Source organism: Sulfuricurvum sp., assembly GCF_030691015.1.
Taxonomy (GTDB): Bacteria; Campylobacterota; Campylobacteria; order Campylobacterales; family Sulfurimonadaceae; genus Sulfuricurvum.
On record NZ_JAUYFF010000013.1, the window covers coordinates 1 to 16,686 of the forward strand.

Below are 16,686 nucleotides of genomic sequence, written 5' to 3' on the forward strand. Positions count from 1 at the left end.
CTTCTCTCTTACCCCTAACTGGATTACCCGTAAATTTGATCTTGACCATCCGAGTGAAGAGACATTCCTTTATGCCGATGTCGCCAGCCGAGGTCAAGTAGGTCAAAGCGATTACCCGTGGGAAAAACTCGATGAACTTGATACATTTGAGAGATTGAAACATTGAGTATTTTGTCATTGATCGGTCGGGAAAAAGAACTTTTTATCGATGACATTAATACTCACGAACAACAACTATCCGAGATAGTATCTTCATCCTCTTTTCTCGTCATCGGTGGCGCCGGATCTATCGGTCAGGCCGTTACCAAAGAGATCTTCAAACGCAATCCGCGCAAACTCCACGTCGTCGATATCAGTGAAAACAATATGGTCGAACTGGTACGGGATATTCGCAGTTCATTCGGATACATCGACGGAGATTTTCAAACCTTTGCTCTGGATATCGGATCGGTAGAATACGATGCGTTTATCAAATCAGACGGCAACTACGATTATGTTCTCAACCTCTCAGCCCTCAAGCACGTCCGCAGTGAAAAAGACCCTTTCACGCTGATGCGGATGATTGACGTCAATATCTTCAATACCGATAAAACACTGCGCCAATCGGTTGAAAACGGAACGAAGAAATATTTTTGCGTCTCCACGGACAAAGCGGCTAACCCCGTCAATATGATGGGGGCGAGCAAACGGATTATGGAGATGTTCTTGATGCGTCGAAGCCGCGAAATCACCATCTCGACCGCCCGTTTTGCCAACGTCGCCTTCAGTGACGGTTCCCTCTTGCACGGGTTTAATCAACGAATTCAAAAACGCCAACCGATTGTTGCCCCTAATGATATCAAACGCTATTTCGTTACCCCTAAAGAGTCAGGAGAGTTATGCCTGATGTCCTGTATTTTCGGCGAAAACCGCGACATTTTTTTCCCTAAACTCAGTGAAGCATTGCACTTGATTACGTTTGCGGACATCGCTGTGAAATACCTCGAAAATCTCGGATACAAACCTTATTTGTGTGAAAATGAAGATGAAGCGAGAGAGCTTTCCAAAACACTCCCTGATCAGGGGCAATGGCCATGTCTTTTTACTCCCAGCGATACGACGGGAGAAAAAGATTTCGAGGAATTTTTTACCGACAACGAAACGCTCGATATGGAGCGGTTTCAGAATCTCGGAGTTATCAAAAATGATCCCGTCTATGATGAGACAAAACTCAACCGTTTTACCGAAACAATCGATCAAATGAAAGCTGATAAACAATGGACAAAAGATCACGTTGTCGAGCTGTTTTTTGAGATGATCCCCGGATTCGGTCATAAAGAGACCGGAAAATATCTTGATGGGAAAATGTGATGGATTTTGAAGCCGTAACGAAGTTCATACAAAAAACATTTCAAACCGAAACATTTTTACCGCTCCATGAACCCCGTTTTATCGGCAACGAAAAAGCCTATCTTAATGAGTGCATCGACTCCACGTTCGTATCGAGTGTCGGAGCATTTGTGGATCGTTTTGAATCAGAGTTTGCGGCGTATGTGGGATCAAGATATGCGGTTGCAACCGTTAACGGCACCGCGGCACTCCATATCGCACTCCTTTTGGCGGATGTTCAACAAGATGATGAAGTGATCACTCAACCTCTCACCTTTATCGCAACCGCCAACGCTATTAGCTACATCGGAGCACACCCCGTATTTGTGGATGTTGATAAAGAGACAATGGGACTCTCACCGGATGCCTTACAAATCTTTTTAGAAGCACATTGTAAAGTGAGTGATGCTCGGTGTATCAACACAACGAGCGGAAAAATAATCAAAGCATGTGTTCCGATGCACACGTTCGGTCACCCTTGCCGAATCGATGAAATCAAAGCCCTTTGCGATCAGTGGCATATTGCATTAGTCGAAGATGCCGCAGAATCACTCGGAAGTACCTATAAAAATCGTCACACTGGCACCTTCGGAGCTTTAGGAGCGTTTAGTTTCAACGGCAATAAAATCATCACCAGCGGCGGCGGCGGGGTTATTGTCACCGATGACGAGGATCTGGCAAAGAGGGCAAAACATATCTCGACAACCGCAAAAATACCGCATAAATGGGAATATGTTCACGATGAAATCGGATATAATTATCGCCTACCCAATTTAAATGCTGCCCTTTTATGCGCACAATTGGAAAATTTAGACCGATTTTTGGAAGATAAACGGATGTTGGCATCGATCTATGAACCATTTTTCAGCTCTGCTTCGATTATCTTTGTTAAAGAACCGCAATCTTCCCGATCAAATTATTGGCTCCAAACTCTTATTCTAAACGATAAAGAAGAGCAAGAAGCTTTTTTGAGCTATACGAATGATCACGGGGTTATGACACGTCCTATATGGAGATTAATGAATAAGCTGGAGATGTTCAAAAAGTGTCAATGCGGTGATTTAAGCAATGCATTATGGCTTGAAGATCGGGTGGTGAATATCCCCAGCGGAGTGCGACTATGAAACTGCTTCTTATCGGTGGCGGCGGACATTGCAGGTCTCTGATCGACGTCATTGAAGCCGAAGGAAAATTTGAGATCGGGGGTATCCTCGATACCCGTGAACGGATCGGTGAAAAAGTACTGGATTACGATATTATCGGTTCCAATGATGATCTGGAACGACTCTTCGGCACCTTTACCCATGCCCTCATCGCATTCGGACAAATCAAATCTCCCGATGGACGAATCGCCATGTTTGAGCGTTTGAGCACAATCGGTTATATGACACCTACCATCATCTCTCCCAGAGCCTATGTCTCTAAACACGCCCGTATCGGAGAGGGTACCGTAATCCTCCACGACGCACTTATCAACGCCAATGCAACAATCGGCAATAACTGCATCATCAATACTAAAGCACTCATCGAACACGACTGTACCATCAATGACCATTGCCATATCTCGACAGGAGCCGTACTCAATGGCGGAAGTATCGTCAAAATGGGAAGTTTTTTCGGAAGCAATGCCGTGTGCAAAGAGGCAATTACGATAGAAGAGCGCTCGTTTATCAAAGCGGGAAGTGTGGCAAAATGAGCATTTTCATCATTGCCGAAGCGGGTGTCAACCACAACGGCTCCATCGAACTCGCCAAAGCGCTAATCGATGTTGCCGCACAATCGGGTGCTGACGCGGTGAAATTTCAAACGTTCAAAGCGGACAAATTGGTCTCGAAAACAGCGCAAAAAGCCTCGTATCAAAAAGAGACAACCGATGCGGATGAATCCCAGTACGCTATGATCAAAAAACTGGAGTTGGACGAGAGGGCACACCATACGCTCATCGATCATTGTAAGAAGAAAAATATCCTTTTTCTCTCAACCGCCTTTGACCATGAAAGTATTGATCTCTTAAATCATCTTGGAATGGAAATTTTTAAAATACCGAGCGGTGAGATCACCAATCTCCCCTATCTTCGTCACATCGGATCACTCAAAAAAGAGGTGATCCTCTCTACAGGAATGGCAACCCTCGATGAAATCGATGCGGCACTCCATGTCCTCACAACGGCGGGAACTGCCAAAGAGAAGATCACCATCTTACACGCAACAACCGAATATCCCTGCCCGATAGAAGAGGTAAACCTGCGTGCAATGGACACCATACGAGAAACCTTTGATATACGCATAGGCTATTCCGATCATACACGCGGCATTGAAGTCCCTATAGCCGCGGCAGCAATGGGGGCAAGTGTGATTGAAAAACATTTTACCCTCGATAGGCAGATGGAAGGACCGGATCATAAAGCAAGCTTAGAGCCTGATGAACTCATTGCCATGGTCCAAGCAATCCGAAACATCGAAAAAGCATTAGGAGACGGCATTAAACAACCATCTCCAAGCGAGATGAAAAACATCCCAATTGCTCGAAAAAGCATTGTCGCGTCACAAGCGATTCAAAAAGGGGAACGTTTGAGTGCCGAAAATATCACCGTAAAACGTCCTGCGCTAGGAATTAGTCCTATGTTGTGGGATGAGATAATCGGTACTATCGCTTCCAAAAACTATCATGAAGATGAGGCGATATGAGAAAAGTTTGCGTCATTACCGGAACCCGTGCGGAGTATGGGCTACTCTGCTATCTGATGAGAGCAATCGAAGCCGATCCGGAACTGGAACTTCAGATTATCGCGACGGGGATGCACTTCAGTCCCGAATTCGGACTCACCTATAAAGAGATCGAGAAAGATTTTACGATCACTAAAAAGATTGAAATGCTCCTTTCCAGCGATACTCCGGTGGGAATTTCAAAATCAATGGGACTGGCACAAATCTCGTTTGCGGAGAGCTTTGAGGAGCTCAAGCCCGACCTAGTCGTTGTACTGGGAGATCGATTTGAGATATTCAGTGCCACCAGCGCCGCAATGATCGCGCGTATCCCTATCGCCCATCTACATGGAGGGGAAACAACGGAGGGGGCGTTCGATGAATCGATCCGCCACAGCATTACCAAAATGTCCCATTTGCACTTTACCGCTGCCGAAGAATACCGTGATCGGGTTATTCAACTCGGTGAACACCCAAACCGAGTTTTCAACGTCGGAGGGATGGGGATCGATGCCATCAAAAGAATCACCCTTTTAAGTAAAGAGGAGCTAGAAAAGAGTATTGACTTTACCTTCGGAACCAAGAATCTCCTCGTTACCTTTCACCCCGTTACCTTGGAAAATCATACAGCCTCCTATCAATTTCAAGAATTATTAGATGCCCTTGATACACTGGAAGATACCCATATTATCTTTACCAAGGCGAACAGTGATACGGACGGGCGGAATATCAACACAATGATCGATACCTACGTGTCAAAAAATACGCATAAAGCCATCGCGTTCACCTCAATGGGGCAACTGCGTTATTTGAGTGCCCTACAGTTTGTCGATGCGGTGGTCGGAAACAGCTCCAGCGGTCTACTTGAAGCACCGAGCTTTAAAATCGGTACGATCAATATCGGAGATCGACAATGTGGGCGGTTAAAAGCAGATAGTGTGATCGATTCGGCTCCGAATCAAGAAGCCATCCGTACGAGTTTGACCAAACTCTATACCCCTGAATTTCAACACCAGTTAGCAACGTGTACAAACCCTTATGGCGAGGGGGGGGCGGTTGAGAAAATCATTCATACCCTAAAACATACCGCACTGGATGATCTGCTGAAAAAATCGTTTTATGATATAGGACTCCGATGAAACCGATAGATGCCATTAAACTCTCTTTAACCTCTACCGTACGGGATGCATTGCAAATTATCAACAACGGTGCCATGCAGATGGCCATCGTCACGGATGATCAGGGGAAGCTTTTAGGAACACTTACCGACGGAGATATACGACGCGGATTGCTGGATGGTTTGAGCCTCGGTGATACCGTTGAAACAATACTACATACCACACCCACCGTGGCAACACTCAGTGATACCAAAGAAGATATTCTCAAAAAAGCGCTGAACAAAAAACTTCACCAAATTCCCATCGTAGACGATCAGTATCGTGTACTGGGTATACAAGAGATCAACGATCTAATCCAACCCGCAACCAAGCCCAATATGGTCGTACTTATGGTCGGAGGATTAGGGAGCCGTCTTCGACCTCTGACCGAAGAGACCCCAAAGCCGATGCTCAAAGTGGGAAATAAACCTATATTACAAACCATCGTAGAAAGATTTGCCGAATACGGGTTTAGTGAAATAATCATGTGCGTCAACTATAAATCTCATATTATCCAAGACTATTTCGGAGACGGCAGTGCGTTTGGGGTTACCATCACCTATATCTTTGAAGAGGAGCGTATGGGAACGGCAGGGGCACTGAGCTTACTCAAAACACTCCCTAATGAACCTTTTTTTGTGATGAACGGCGATTTGCTAACTAATATCAATTTTGATCATCTGTGTAATTATCATCTAGCTCAAAACGCGATGGCAACAATGTGTGTCCGTGAATACGATTTCCAAGTCCCTTATGGGGTAGTGAATATGGAGGGCAATACGATCCTCTCCATTCAAGAAAAACCGGTTCATAAATTTTATGTCAGTGCCGGAATCTATATGCTCAGTCCCGACGTGATCCGATACATCCCTAAAAACCAGTTTTACGATATGCCCTCTTTGTTTGAAACCCTTATCCAACAGCAGCAAAAAGCCCTCTCTTTCCTGATACGGGAATATTGGCTCGATATCGGTCAGATGGAAGAATATGAACGGGCCAACCAAGAATATGCGGGTGTGTTTCAGTGAGGGCGCTCATCATCGGATACGGTTCTATCGGTCAACGTCATTATGATGTTCTCACATCGATAGGAAGCTTTGAAGCGATCCATATCGTCACCTCACAAACACTCAATGATCTTACCACGTTTAAAACCTTGGAAGAGGTTCCGAATATTGACACGTATGATTATTTTGTGATCGCTTCTGAGACCTATAAACACTTTGATCAGCTGATCTATCTTGACCGACACGTCAATCAAAAAATCATATTATGTGAAAAACCCCTCTTTGCTCGATATCAAGAGATCACTATCGAAAACAACCGCGTCTATGTCGGCTATGTTTTACGTTTTCACCCGATTTTTGCCTCCATCCGAACTCTTCTAAACGAAGAGACCCCTATCTCGGTATCGATCAAAACAGGTTCCTACCTCCCCGCATGGAGACCGCAGAGAGATTATCGCACCCTCTATAGCGCTTCCAGCGAACAAGGGGGCGGTGTGTTGCTCGATCTGAGTCACGAAATCGACTATGCCCAATGGCTCTTCGGTCCTCTAAGGCTCTTGAGCTCCTACCAAGGCAAAATTTCGGATTTAGAAATCGACTCAGATGATATCACCGTTATTACCGCTCAAGGTGATCACAATGCACTGATAACGCTCTCGCTCGATTATATCTCCAAAATCCCGATGCGGGAGATGAGTATTCATACGAACAACCAAAGTATACTTGCCGACATGATAAACAATACACTAAAAATCGGCACCAAAGAGGGAGAGATTCAAACCATCGCGTTAGAGCCGTTTGAACGCAATGACCTCTTTATCAAAATGCACCGCTCTGCGTTAGGGGACAAAGAAAACCTATGCACACTCCACGAAGGATTAACCGTCATGAAAACCATCTCATATATTCAGGAACACCATCATGACTAAGGTGCTTTGTACGATATGTGCACGCGGCGGTTCAAAAGGGGTTAAAAACAAAAATATCAAACTCCTCAACGGCAAACCTCTCATCGCCTACACTATTGAGCAGGCAAAGCAATCAGGATTATTTGAGCATATCGTCATCAGCACTGACTCCGATCTCATAGCAACCACCGCTCAGGAATACGGCGCTGAAGTCTTTTTCAAACGCTCTCCTGAAATGGCCTCCGATACCGCCGGAAAATTGGACGTTATCCGTGATGCTTTTATCCGATCTGAAGAGCATTATCAGTGCACGTTTGATACTCTGATCGATTTGGATGCTACCGCACCGCTTCGAAGTGTTCAGGATATTACGGATTCGTACGCGCAATTTCTAAGAGACAATAACGATAATCTCATCACCGCTATGCCCTCACGTCGAAGCCCCTATTTTAATCTGGTAGAGATGGATAACTCAGGGAAAGTAGCATTATCAAAAAAACTGGAGTGTGGTGTCGTACGACGACAAGATGCACCGAAAAGCTATGACATGAACGCATCGATTTACATTTGGAAACGGGATATAATTTTGAATGAAAATTCTCTGTTTCTCGAAAAAACAGGATTATATGTCATGCCTGAAGAGAGATCGATCGATATTGATACGGAACTTGATTTTGAGTTTGTCGAATTTTTGATGAGGAAGAATCATGATTAAAGGACAAGTCGTCGTTATTACAGGCGGAGCAGGACTCATCGGAAAAGAGTTCGTTAAAGCCGTTATTAACAACGGCGGTATCGCTATCATTGCGGATATCAATATAGAAATCGGTACAAAAGTAAAAGATACCCTCTCAAATGAACTCAATACCCACAACATCGATTTCGTGACTTTGGACATCACTTCCAAAGATTCTCTCACTGAGACAATTGGCTATCTGAACCAAAAATACGGAAAAATCGATGCATTGGTCAATAATGCATACCCTCGGAATAAAAATTACGGGAAACATTTTTTTGATGTCGAATACGCCGATTTTTGCGAAAATCTCAACCTCAATCTCGGCGGATATTTTCTCGCCAGCCAGCAGTTCGCCCTCTACTTCCAACAGCAGGGATTTGGAAATATCATCAACATCTCTTCCATTTACGGTGTAATCGCCCCAAAATTTGAAGTCTACGACAATACCCCTATGAGTATGCCGGTCGAATACGCCGCGATCAAATCGGCACTTTTGATGCTGACGCAGTACATGGCAAAATATTTCAAAGGGATGAACATACGGGTCAATGCGATCAGCCCCGGAGGGATTTTCGATCACCAAAGCGAGCCTTTTTTAGAGAGCTATAAAAAACAGTGTCTCAATAAAGGGATGCTCGATAAAAGTGATCTGCAAGGGACACTCATCTATCTGCTCAGCGACATGAGCCGATATGTCAACGGTCAAAATATTATTGTGGATGACGGGTTTAGCTTATGATACAAGAGATCGTTTCCAAATACCGATTCGACAAAAGCAGTGACCGTATCGGTCCGGATTGTCCTTTTACCCACTGGAAACTTTATTTGAAATCTTCCATGGTTGCTCTGTGCCAAAATAAATTTACCTATTTTGGGAAAAATGCAGAGTTTCGCCCTGGGGCATACGCTATTTGCTGTAGCAAGATCTCTATCGGTGATAATGTCATCATCCGTCCGGGAACAATGCTCTTTGCCGACCCTAGAGAAGGGAAAAGCGGCTCTATCACGATCGAAGAGAACGTCATGATCGGTTCAGGTGTCCATATGTACGTCCATAACCATCGGTTTGATGATCCGAATCTTCCGATTATGGTTCAAGGACACTACCCGTCCGAATCGATCACCCTCAAAAAAGGCTCTTGGATCGGAGCCAATGCCATCATACTCCCCGGAGTCACAGTCGGTGAAAACAGTGTTATCGGAGCCGGAAGCGTTGTCACGCACGACATTCCCCCCTTTTCCATCGCCGTAGGTTCCCCCGCACGCGTTATTAGAAAAACAACGGATGCCTGATGTCTAGGGAAGATAGCCTTAAAAAAAGATATCTAATAAAACTTTTTTCAAACCTCATCAACGGTGCTATCAACATCCTTTTCATCGCCCTCATCCCTAAAGCTTTGGGCCCCATAGCGTATGGGCAATTCAGCTATCTGCAACAGTTTTTTTCTCAAATTTTCGGCTTGGCAGATGCCGGAACGTCAATGGCATTTTTCACAAAGCTCTCTTCCAATCCGAAACGCAAAGAGTTGATCTCTTTTTACGCTCTGTATATGGGAACGATTTTTATCCTTATCTCTTTCATGATTTATCTCCTGCGATACACCCCATTCACCGAAATATTTTTCCCCACTATTCCGCAAGAGTATATTTTCATCGCAATGGGTCTAGGATTTTTGACGTGGCTAACCCAAATTTTTATTAAACTATCCGATGCGTATGCCCTGACCGTATCGGTCGAACTCCTCAAAATTGTCCATAAATTTGCCTCTTTGGGATTATTGCTCTACTTTATCTATTATCTCACCTTTGATCTCGTCTCTTATTTTCAGTTTAACTACCTCGTCTCACTACTCTTTATTTTCCTTGCCTCCCTCTTGTTTGTCCGACGTAATGTCTTTAGCTCCGATTTATGGCGACAGAGCGTTCATATCGTCCAAAATATCAAAGAGTTCGCCCACTACAGCCACCCTATCCTTTTGTTTTCGATTGTCGGGGTAGCGATTGCGATGTTTGACATCTGGCTCCTCCAAACGATGGGGGGTTCTGAGCAAACGGGATTTTATACGTTGGCGTACTCTATCGCCGCCGTCTCATTTTTGTTCACAAGCTCAATGACCCCTATCATCACCCGTGAGTTTGCCCGCTCCTTTGCACAGGGAGATATAGAAAAAATTCGGCTCCATTTCAAACGCTACATCCCAATGCTCTATTCGGTTGCGACATTTTTTGCCGTTTTTACCGCATTCCAATCCGATCATTTCATCCAAATTTTTACCGATGAAAAATTTGCCCTCGCCGGATCAGCATTAACGGTTATTGCCCTATATCCGATCCATCAGACCTATGGACAATTGAGCGGATCGCTTTTTTTTGCTAACGGAAATACGTCGCAGTATCGCAACATAGGATTATTCACCTCTCTTATCGGTCTTATTTTTACCTTTCTTTTCCTTTTCGTTTTAAATCTAGGAGCACTCGGTCTCGCGTACAAAATGCTCATCACGCAGCTCATCGGCGTCACGATCCAACTCTATTTCAATACAACCTTTTTAAAAACCAAAATGACCCCTTTTCTCTTTCACCAGATATACTCGTTTCTTTTCTTTCTTATCGCGGCTTTTGTGAGCGTTACCCTCACCTCATCGATACAAATGCCGTGGATCAATTTATCGGTTTGTGCCGTTTTTTATACGGTGTTGACTATAATTGGAACAATCATTTTCCCTCAGATTTTTGCAACATCCCGAGGAGAAATCAAAACACTTTTTTCCAAAAAACCGAAGGATACTGCTGTTGATGCCTAACACCGCTGCACCTATTTTTTCATTGAAATCCGAATACCGAAACATTTTTATTCTCGATTCGATAGAGTGGTGGGAGGATGCGACGTATGATCCCGCATTGGATTTGGTACTCACGTACGACTTTGGACTAAAACACAAAATTCACGCCTTGAGAGGCGAGGTTTACTACATCGACCATCTAATCGATCAAGCCACCATGCAAGAAAATAATTTTTTGGTGACCGATTTCTTAAAAAACTGGCATTATGATGCTAACGGAAAGGATATTTTCACTTACAAAAATATCCCGTTCGGATTTTCATTACGATTGGATATTTGGAACGATCTGGTCTCTTACACACGCCTCTCTTTGTGTCTTGCCCAATTAAAAAACATTTCATTCGATGCTCTCTATCTAGGAAGCGACGATATTCGGATAAACACTATTCTAAATAGATATGGCTTTGACGTTCAACCCTCCTCCAAATTAGCTTCCAAAGCGGTCTTTTATTTTCCGATTGCGCAGTGGCTGGATGAAAAAATCCGCTCAACAGGTTTGCGAGGAGGTTTGGTTCGCCTCAGAGAGATCGTTACAGCCATTTACGGCTATACGCTCCCTATTATTGATGCACTTATCCCCAAATCCAAATCTCAACGTGCCCTTTTTATCCAAGAGTACCATCCGACGAGAAAGCTCATTGAGATTCTCAAAAAAGACCCTGCCTTACGTATCGTCTTGGTTAATTTTACACGAGGATCAAAACTGCTTGATCACCGATTTGAGCGTTTGATCCCCATCAGCGGTTCATTAAACGCATTTGATCTCTATGCCTCGGATCAGTTAAGCGCTTTTAGAGAAAACCGTCATGCTTCTCTTATTCTCACTAACGGCGATAATCTTACCGAAGCGATATACACGATCATCGAATCACGGATTGAGTCACGTATATCTCCTATACTTCGTACATTGCACAGTGTTATCCGCTATCTTGATAAACATCCGATCCAGCTCGAAATATTGATTGCCAATATGGGTCTCACCGCAACATTGGTCGATTGTGTCTGCAAAGCCAGAGGTATTCCGAGCTATCTCATCATCAACGGTATGCTGACCAGAGAGTTTATGGATGAAGCCAAATACGCTACCTATATCAACGCATACTCACCGAGTATCAAAGAGCACTATTTTCGAAATATGAAAGACATTGTTTGTCTCGGAGACCCTCGCATGGATAATTATCCTCCGCTCAAAAGCCTCAGAGTTATTAATCGTACCAGCCCTACCATCACAATCGGTACATCTGGATTTAATCCTATCGATTTGAACTCATACGTAGCGGTAGAATTTGAATTTCTATACGATGTGTTATCGGCACTACAGAAGATGATAAATACCCTTGCCCCGATGGAGATTATTATCAAAGTACGGCCTAACGGATACGAAAAGCAATATTCCGATTTTGTAGCAACCTTTTTCCCCGACCTTCGTGTCCAGCTGATAAGTACCGCCTCTATGAAAAGCGTTCTAGATAAGACTGATCTCTATATCACCATCTATTCGCAGACCCTTTTTGAAGCCTCTTGCCTCGGTATCCCCGCGATCTATTATAAAAAAGATGCTGAAATAATGTATCCTCCGTTTGACGGCACATCGGAACTGGTAACGGTTGGCAGTGTTGATGATTTGGTTCAGGCATTTGTTGATTTTCAATCTGATGATACACGTTATAATGCTTTTTTAGATCGCACTGTCATGGAGCGCTATATCGGTCCGCTCGATGGTAACAACATGCAGAGAAATATCGATTTCGTGTATGAACTATTAGAAAAAGATGGGCAAAACCAATGATTTCAGGTATAAAAAAAGCGATACGACTCTGGCAGCTACGTCGTCGATTTCCTATGAGTACCATTCATGCAGGAGCTATTGCTGATTTTTCATCCGTATTGGAATCGTACTCTGTTTTGTTTCCCGATACGATAGTAATACACTCCTCTTTGGGACGATACAGCTATATACAAAGCGGGTCGGTGATCAACAATGCTCAAATCGGCTCGTTTTGCTCTATCGCCGCAAATGTCCAAATCGGATTGGCATCACACCCGATAGATGGGGTAAGCAGCTCTCCCGTATTTTACGATCCCAGCCAACCGCTTCCCCGTTTTTTGACAGCTACATCTCATTACACGGACAATAGCCCTACAACAACTGTCCATACCGATGTTTGGATCGGAACAGGAGCAATGATCAAAGCGGGTATAACCATCGGGACAGGTGCCGTAATCGGTGCGGGTGCAGTCGTTACCCGTGACGTCGAAGCCTACAGTGTTGTCGGCGGTGTCCCAGCGCGTGAAATCAAAAAACGGTTCAACAACGAGACCATTCAAAAATTGCTAGATTCTAAATGGTGGGAACTGGATGAATCGACACTACGACGGCTTGCCCCGCTCTTTTCCGATCCTAAAGCTTTTTTAGATGCTGTAGAGGAAAATACCAAATGATTTCATTTAGTTTTTATAAACGCGTTATGAACACTCTTCAACGACACTGGTTCGCAGCCTTTTTTGCCCATACCTTCAAGCAGTTTGGTAAAAAAGTGGCTATCCTCAATCCTGACATTATTGAGGGGGAGCGCTATATTTCACTAGGAGATTATGTCTCCATTAACACCAAAGTGTGGCTCTTGGCGCTGCGTCAAAATGATACCCTCCCGCAACTCGTGATAGGAGAGAGAACCACGATCGGCAGATTTGCCCATATCGTCGCACTCCGCGAGGTTATGATCGGCAAAAATGTTCTTATTGCCGACAAAGTCTACATTTCTGATAACCTCCACGCGTATAAAGATATTGCTCAACCAATTATGGATCAGCCGATCGTCTTTAAAAAAAGTGTAAAGATTGGTGATAACAGCTGGATCGGCGAAAATGTCTCCGTTATCGGTGCCTCTATCGGAAAGCATTGTATTATCGGTGCCAATTCGGTCGTTACCAACGATATCCCCGATTATTGTGTAGCGGTAGGAACCCCTGCGCAGGTGATAAAAAGGTATAATTCGACTACCAATCAATGGATAAATGTATAATAAGAAAGTGAGCATGGCTACAACTATTTTAATCACCGGCGGTGCCGGATTTATCGGGTCTAATCTCGCCCTTCGCCTTATCGAACAAGGATACCGTGTCACGGTTCTCGATAATCTATCCCCCCAGATTCACGGCGACAATGGAGAAGACTCTGTCCTTTACCGCGCTATTTGCGACAAAGTCCGTTTTATCAAAGGGAGCGTTTTAAGCTACGACGATTGGAAAAATGCCCTCGAAGGGGTAGAGATCGTTGTCCATTTAGCGGCAGAGACGGGGACGGGACAATCGATGTATGAGATCGAGAAATACACCGACGTCAACATCAAAGGCACCTCGATTTTTCTCGATATTTTGGCGAATGAAGAGCACTCGGTCAAAAAAATGGTCATCGCCTCTTCCCGAGCGATCTATGGAGAAGGAAAACATTCCTGTCCCGATCACGGTATTGTCTATCCGACCGAGCGGCTTGATAGCGACATGAAATCGGGTGATTTCAATGTAAAGTGTCCCCTTTGCTCCCAGAATACCGATCTTTTGCCAACCGATGAAGAGAGCAAAATTCACCCTACCTCCATCTACGGTATCACCAAACAGGTTCAAGAGCAGATGTTTATGGTGATGGGTAAATCGCTAAACATCCCCGCTGTCGCGTTCCGCTACCAAAACGTCTACGGTGCTGGGCAATCGCTCTCCAACCCCTATACGGGGATCCTCTCAATCTTCTCAACCCGTATCAAAAACGGTAACGATATCACCATTTTCGAAGACGGTAAAGAGAGCCGTGATTTTGTCTATATCGACGATGTCGTCGAAGCCACTATCTTGGGTATTGAAAAAGAGGAAGCCGCTTATAGCGTTTTTAATGTCGGCTCAGGGGTCGCAACGGATGTCCTCACGGTAGCGCAAACGCTAAAAAGTGCTTACCAAAGCGACTCAAAGATACATGTGAGCGGAAACTACCGTCTTGGAGATATTCGCCACAACTACGCCGATTTAACACATATTACCGAAAAGCTCGGATTTAAACCCTCCGTGAGCTTTGAGGAGGGGATCCGCCGATTTACAAGGTGGGTTGAGCAGCAAGAGGTCGTTGAAGACAAATACGAACAAAGTATCAAAGAGATGAGGGAAAAAGGTCTTTATAAATGATCGATCTCTCGGGGAAGAAGATCCTTTTTATCGCACCGAAATTTTATTCCTATCACACTCAAATCATCCATTATATGGAATCTAAAAACGCTCTTGTAACCTTTTATCCCGAAGATATCTACACCCCCCCTTACCGAACGGCGAAAAAACTCCTCCCTTTCCTCGCCAAAGCGATCAAAAAAAAATATCTCGATAGGATTTTGGAGAGTGTCTCGCCTAACGCTTACGATATCGTTTTTGTAATCCGTGGAGGTATCCTCACTGCTGATGCAATGGAGACATTAAAGACTAAACTTCCGAATGCCAAGTTTGTGATGTATCAATGGGATTCTAACCAACAAAGCAACTACGAACCCATCATTAGCTATTTTGATCGTGTCAAAACGTTTGACAAAGAGGATGCGAAGCGTTACGGGTTAGAGTATCTTCCCCTCTTTTATACGCACCGATACAAAGAGATCGCCGAACATAAACAACCCAAACAATACGACATCGTTTTTTACGGTGCCTATCACAGCGACCGATTGGAAATCGTCAAATTTATCGATGCCTTTTGCCAAGCAAACGGATTAACCTTTAAACACCATCTCTATATCACCAAAATGGCGCTCTTTAGACTCCTATGCTTCGGTATTCTAAAATTCAAAGATTTAGACTACCTAAAAACCTACTCTGTAGGGATGGATGAGATTTTGAACGTCTACAAAAAGTCATTTGCTACCCTCGATATCGAGCTGAACATACAGTATGGACTCACCATGAGGACATTCGAAGCGCTAGGGGCGGGTTTAAAGTTGATTACGACCAATAAAAACATCCAAGACGAACCTTTTTATAATGATCAAAACATTACAATACTCGATCGAAACCACTTGCACATCGACTTGGATTTTTTTAAAACCGATTTTCTAAGCGATCTTGCTTTTGAGAGATATCTCTTTGAAAACTGGTTTAACAACGTATTTGAAGAGGATAAGAGATGAATACCAATTGGATTTCCGAACAAATCAATTTCACAGTCTCCCAGTGGGATACTTCAATGGAAAACGCCTATCCGCAGGTCAAAGAGTGGAACAAAGATTCCACTAAATATTATCATCAGGTATGCGAAGAATGCAATTTTTTAGATGCAGCCAAACTCATCAACTGGAAAAACTATCTCGTCGATGAGTGCACTATTCTCGATTTGGGATGCGGAGGGGGATGGCTGAGCGGCTACCTCTCGACATTTGAAAAGGTCAAATCAATCCTCGCGGTGGATACGAGTAAAAACTATCTTTATAACATCATGCCAGGAGTCATCGAGATCATGCACGGCGACCCCTCCAAAATCACCATGATCGAGGGGATGTTTTCTCCGATTCAGCTCGAAGAGGGCTCCTTGGATATGGTCGTAGCTTCTGCGGCACTCCATCATGCCGATAATTTACAGTTTTTGCTCAACGAAATACGGAGTAAACTAAAATCTGGCGGGATGTTAATGATTATCAATGAAACCCCCTCAGCTTATGGCAAATATCTCGCACGATTGGCATTTGCATTCTCCAAAATCTTTTTACGTGCCGTTTTGGGAAAATATACCCTCGTCTCTCCTAAAATTTCCTCCGCTTTTTTTGAATACGACCCTTATTTAGGAGATAAAATGTATCCGATGTGGTATTGGAAAGAAGCGATAACCCGCGCAGGATTTGAGCTCACGGAGAGCATCGATACGAAGATGGCAACCCTCAAAGGGACGAAAAAAGAGTCGCTAAAACATTTTATTTGTAAAGCTATCTAGTC

17 protein-coding genes and 1 pseudogene are annotated in these 16,686 nt (G+C 44.0%); all 18 read left to right on the top strand.

Going from position 1 to position 16,686, the window contains the following annotated elements:
• A pseudogene (locus Q8O20_RS09030) lies at window positions 1–166 on the top strand (methionine adenosyltransferase); the annotation flags it as partial.
• Complete coding sequence (locus Q8O20_RS09035) at window positions 163–1,350, top strand: UDP-N-acetylglucosamine 4,6-dehydratase (RefSeq protein ID WP_305530886.1); 1,188 nt, start codon at window positions 163–165, stop codon at window positions 1,348–1,350. The pseudogene Q8O20_RS09030 and the gene Q8O20_RS09035, both read left to right, overlap by 4 nt.
• A complete protein-coding gene (locus Q8O20_RS09040; RefSeq protein WP_305530887.1) occupies window positions 1,350–2,492 on the top strand; it encodes a LegC family aminotransferase in 1,143 nt (380 codons plus the stop codon). The genes Q8O20_RS09035 and Q8O20_RS09040 overlap by 1 nt, the downstream gene beginning before the upstream one ends.
• A complete protein-coding gene (locus tag Q8O20_RS09045) occupies window positions 2,489–3,064 on the top strand; it encodes a NeuD/PglB/VioB family sugar acetyltransferase (RefSeq protein WP_305530888.1) in 576 nt (191 codons plus the stop codon). Before Q8O20_RS09040 ends, Q8O20_RS09045 begins: the two co-directional genes overlap by 4 nt.
• Complete coding sequence (gene neuB / locus Q8O20_RS09050) at window positions 3,061–4,056, top strand: N-acetylneuraminate synthase (RefSeq protein WP_305530889.1); 996 nt, start codon at window positions 3,061–3,063, stop codon at window positions 4,054–4,056. Before Q8O20_RS09045 ends, neuB begins: the two co-directional genes overlap by 4 nt.
• A complete protein-coding gene (gene neuC, locus Q8O20_RS09055; RefSeq protein ID WP_305530890.1) occupies window positions 4,053–5,213 on the top strand; it encodes a UDP-N-acetylglucosamine 2-epimerase in 1,161 nt (386 codons plus the stop codon). Before neuB ends, neuC begins: the two co-directional genes overlap by 4 nt.
• A complete protein-coding gene (locus Q8O20_RS09060) occupies window positions 5,210–6,259 on the top strand; it encodes a nucleotidyltransferase family protein (protein ID WP_304743073.1) in 1,050 nt (349 codons plus the stop codon). Before neuC ends, Q8O20_RS09060 begins: the two co-directional genes overlap by 4 nt.
• The gene (locus Q8O20_RS09065) at window positions 6,256–7,167 is read left to right on the top strand and encodes a Gfo/Idh/MocA family protein (protein WP_305530891.1); all 912 of its coding nucleotides are present in this window, start codon (window positions 6,256–6,258) and stop codon (window positions 7,165–7,167) included. The genes Q8O20_RS09060 and Q8O20_RS09065 overlap by 4 nt, the downstream gene beginning before the upstream one ends.
• Complete coding sequence (locus Q8O20_RS09070) at window positions 7,160–7,861, top strand: cytidylyltransferase domain-containing protein (protein WP_305530892.1); 702 nt, start codon at window positions 7,160–7,162, stop codon at window positions 7,859–7,861. The genes Q8O20_RS09065 and Q8O20_RS09070 overlap by 8 nt, the downstream gene beginning before the upstream one ends.
• Window positions 7,854–8,624 carry an oxidoreductase gene (locus Q8O20_RS09075; RefSeq protein ID WP_305530893.1) on the top strand — a complete coding sequence of 257 codons (771 nt, stop codon included), beginning with the start codon at window positions 7,854–7,856 and terminating at the stop codon, window positions 8,622–8,624. The genes Q8O20_RS09070 and Q8O20_RS09075 overlap by 8 nt, the downstream gene beginning before the upstream one ends.
• Window positions 8,621–9,178, top strand: a complete 558-nt coding sequence (locus Q8O20_RS09080; protein WP_304743064.1) for a DapH/DapD/GlmU-related protein — start codon at window positions 8,621–8,623, stop codon at window positions 9,176–9,178. Before Q8O20_RS09075 ends, Q8O20_RS09080 begins: the two co-directional genes overlap by 4 nt.
• Entirely contained in the window at window positions 9,178–10,689 is a 1,512-nt protein-coding gene (locus Q8O20_RS09085; RefSeq protein WP_305530894.1) for a lipopolysaccharide biosynthesis protein, read from the top strand. The genes Q8O20_RS09080 and Q8O20_RS09085 overlap by 1 nt, the downstream gene beginning before the upstream one ends.
• On the top strand, window positions 10,682–12,517 hold the full coding sequence (locus tag Q8O20_RS09090) for a hypothetical protein (protein ID WP_305530895.1): 1,836 nt from the start codon (window positions 10,682–10,684) through the stop codon (window positions 12,515–12,517). The genes Q8O20_RS09085 and Q8O20_RS09090 overlap by 8 nt, the downstream gene beginning before the upstream one ends.
• Window positions 12,514–13,170: a DapH/DapD/GlmU-related protein gene (locus Q8O20_RS09095; protein ID WP_305530896.1), complete on the top strand. Its 657-nt coding sequence runs from the start codon at window positions 12,514–12,516 to the stop codon at window positions 13,168–13,170. Before Q8O20_RS09090 ends, Q8O20_RS09095 begins: the two co-directional genes overlap by 4 nt.
• Window positions 13,171–13,196: 26 nt before the next feature.
• A complete protein-coding gene (locus tag Q8O20_RS09100) occupies window positions 13,197–13,754 on the top strand; it encodes an acyltransferase (RefSeq protein WP_305530897.1) in 558 nt (185 codons plus the stop codon).
• Window positions 13,755–13,767: 13 nt separating this feature from the next.
• On the top strand, window positions 13,768–14,904 hold the full coding sequence (locus tag Q8O20_RS09105) for an NAD-dependent epimerase/dehydratase family protein (RefSeq protein WP_305530898.1): 1,137 nt from the start codon (window positions 13,768–13,770) through the stop codon (window positions 14,902–14,904).
• Window positions 14,901–15,887: a hypothetical protein gene (locus tag Q8O20_RS09110; protein WP_305530899.1), complete on the top strand. Its 987-nt coding sequence runs from the start codon at window positions 14,901–14,903 to the stop codon at window positions 15,885–15,887. Before Q8O20_RS09105 ends, Q8O20_RS09110 begins: the two co-directional genes overlap by 4 nt.
• Complete coding sequence (locus tag Q8O20_RS09115; RefSeq protein WP_305530900.1) at window positions 15,884–16,684, top strand: bifunctional 2-polyprenyl-6-hydroxyphenol methylase/3-demethylubiquinol 3-O-methyltransferase UbiG; 801 nt, start codon at window positions 15,884–15,886, stop codon at window positions 16,682–16,684. The genes Q8O20_RS09110 and Q8O20_RS09115 overlap by 4 nt, the downstream gene beginning before the upstream one ends.
• The last annotated feature ends 2 nt before the right edge of the window (window positions 16,685–16,686 follow it).